Source organism: Mesorhizobium sp. M0119, assembly GCF_040322615.1.
Lineage (GTDB): Bacteria > Pseudomonadota > Alphaproteobacteria > Rhizobiales > Rhizobiaceae > Mesorhizobium.
Genome location: NZ_JAMYTU010000097.1, coordinates 1 through 2,382 on the forward strand (window position 1 = coordinate 1; position 2,382 = coordinate 2,382).

The window sequence follows — 2,382 nt, forward strand, 5'->3', positions numbered from 1 at the left end:
AATGGCAGTCGCTCCTTCGCTCAACTGCCTCTCCAAAGAATCCTTTCTCAGCCTAAACTCAACCCCAAAATCGCCATATGCGATTCCCCTGCCCACGAGGGGGGGATCGGCAGCTTCGCCGTACGCACCCTCACCTCCGCCACGGCGGGACCGGCGCAAAGCGTTTGCCGATCCAGTCGGCGAAGGCGCGTGTCTTGGCGGCTTGCCCCTTGGCCGAAGGCATGACGACATAGACGGCGCCCTCGTCGGCGAGCGTCCAGTCTTCCAGCACTGGCACCAGCCGGCCGTCGGCGAGTTCGCGTCCGACCAGCCAATCCGTGCTCATCATCAGCCCGACGCCCTGCACGGCGGCTTCGACCAGCACCTCGGCATCGTCCGTGACCAGCGGGCCGGAAACCTCGATACTGACGCGGCGTCCCGTGCTGTCGGTCATCTCCCAGGCCGGAAAGGTCTGAAAGCCCGAGAAGCCGAGGCAGCTGTGTTCCAGCAGCGCTTCAGGTTCAGTCGGCGTGCCCCCGGCGGGCGAGGTAAGACGGCGCGGCGCACAGCAGCCGCCGCCGTGTCGCGACCTTGCGCGCCACCAGCCGCGAATCCTCCAGTGCGCCGAGACGCACGGCGACATCGAAATTCTCGGCGACGAGATCGACGAAACGGTTGGAGAACTCGGCCTCGATACGAACGTCGGGAAATTCGGCGAGAAACTGCGGCAGCAGCGGGGCGATCCACATACGCCCGAACGAGCCGGGCAGCGCCAGCCGCAGCACGCCGCGCGGCCCGCCGCCGGCATGCGCCGACGCTGCAGCCTCGGCCTCGTCGACCGCGGCCAGGATGGCGCGGACGCGGACAAGGAACTCCGAACCCGCCTCGGTCAGCGACACGCTTCGCGTTGTCCGGTGCAGCAGGCGCACGCCCAACCGCTCTTCCAGCGAGGCAAGGCGCCGCGACAGGATCGTCGCGTCGCGGCCGATGCGCGCCGCCGCCTTGGTGAAGGAGCGTGCTTCGGCGATTGCCGCGAAAGCGGCCATTTCGGCCAATGCTGCCGGTTCGTGCGATTGCTGCATCAGGCGCAGAGCTCAAATGTAAAAAGCAAGGATTATATACCAATAGCGCAGCAGCTAGTTTCACTCAATCCCGGCCCGTCAATCGGCCATCAACCGGAGTGAGACATGAAAGCGATCGAACTGACTGCCCCGAGACTGGACACGTTTCGCGAGGCCACCGTTCCCACGCCTGAACCGCAGCGCGGCGAAGTGCTGATCCGCCTGCGCGCCGCAAGCCTCAATTTTGTCGATGTCGCGATAGCGAGCGGCAACTATCCAGGTCCGAGCTTTCCGCTCATTCCCGTCGTCGACGGCGCCGGCGAGATCGTCGGCATCGGCGAGGGCGTGTCGAGGCTCGCCGTCAACGACCGCGTCATCGCCCATGCAAAACCGCGCTGGGTCGGCGGCCGTCCGCGGCCTTATGAGACCAGAGAGATGCGTGGGCTGACACTGCCCGGCTCGCTCGCCGAATATGTGGCGCTGCCGGCCAATGCTGTCGTGCCGATGCCGGCGCATCTGTCGTTCGAAGGGGCAGCGACGCTGCCGATCGCCGGCACCACCGCGTGGAATGCGCTCCGCGCCGCCGATGCCGGGCCGGGGTCGGTCGTCGTCCTGCTCGGCACCGGTGGTGTCTCGATCTTGACCCTGCAGCTGGCCAAGGCAGCCGGCGCCACGGTCATCATCACCTCGTCGTCGGACGACAAGCTGGCGCGCGCCAAGGCCTTGGGTGCGGATCATCTTATCAATTATCGTGAGACACCGGACTGGGACGCCAAGGTGCTCGAGCTGACCGACGGCCTCGGCGCCGACCTGATCGTCGAAACCGGCGGCTCGGCCACCTTCGCCCGCTCCATCAATGCCACCGCGCCGGGCGGCACGGTGTTCACGATCGGCTTCGTCACCGGCGCCGAGGCCACCACGAACCTGCTGCCGATCATCATCAAGGCGCTCAAGGTAGTGGGCAACAACACCGGTTCAGTATCCGACCTGCGCGACGCGGCACGCGCCATCGGCGCCGCCCGTATCGATCCGGTCATCGACACAATCTACAGCCAGCACCAGGCGACCGAGGCCTACGCCCACATGGCGGCAGGCGGCCGGCATTTCGGCAAGCTTGCGTTCAGCCTGTCGTGGTGAGCCTGGGAAGGAGCGCGGCTTTATTCCAGCTTGGGTTCCTCGCCCCACGAAAGTGGGGAGAGGTGGCTCGGCGAAGCCGAGACCGAGAGGGGACCGCGCTCTACGAAGGCCCCTCTCCGGCCCCCTCGCCGCCCACAATCACCCCCCTGGCGGGGGGGGCGGGACCCCCGTGAGGGTGGGATTTAAACAACTGAGGCAGCACACC

At 66.6% G+C, this 2,382-nt stretch carries 3 protein-coding genes; 1 reads left to right on the plus strand and 2 read right to left on the minus strand.

All coding sequences use genetic code 11. The features are described from left to right. Positions 1-130: 130 nt before the first annotated feature. Both NKJ40_RS31685 and NKJ40_RS31690 read right to left on the minus strand, forming a co-directional pair. Complete coding sequence (locus NKJ40_RS31685) at positions 131-592, minus strand: LysR substrate-binding domain-containing protein (RefSeq protein ID WP_352469377.1); 462 nt, start codon at positions 590-592, stop codon at positions 131-133. Beyond that, on the minus strand, positions 501-1,061 hold the full coding sequence (locus tag NKJ40_RS31690) for a LysR family transcriptional regulator (protein ID WP_352469375.1): 561 nt from the start codon (positions 1,059-1,061) through the stop codon (positions 501-503). Before NKJ40_RS31690 ends, NKJ40_RS31685 begins: the two co-directional genes overlap by 92 nt. Positions 1,062-1,166: 105 nt before the next feature. Between NKJ40_RS31690 and NKJ40_RS31695 the strand changes: the two genes are divergently transcribed. Further along, on the plus strand, positions 1,167-2,177 hold the full coding sequence (locus tag NKJ40_RS31695; protein WP_352469376.1) for a zinc-dependent alcohol dehydrogenase family protein: 1,011 nt from the start codon (positions 1,167-1,169) through the stop codon (positions 2,175-2,177). Positions 2,178-2,382 lie beyond the last annotated feature (205 nt).

Excerpts from the sequence above, each read along its gene's own strand:
- NKJ40_RS31690 (WP_352469375.1), bottom strand. The coding sequence starts at position 1,061 with ATGCAGCAATCGCACGAACCGGCAGCATTGGCCGAAATGGCCGCTTTC.
- NKJ40_RS31695 (WP_352469376.1), top strand. The coding sequence starts at position 1,167 with ATGAAAGCGATCGAACTGACTGCCCCGAGACTGGACACGTTTCGCGAG.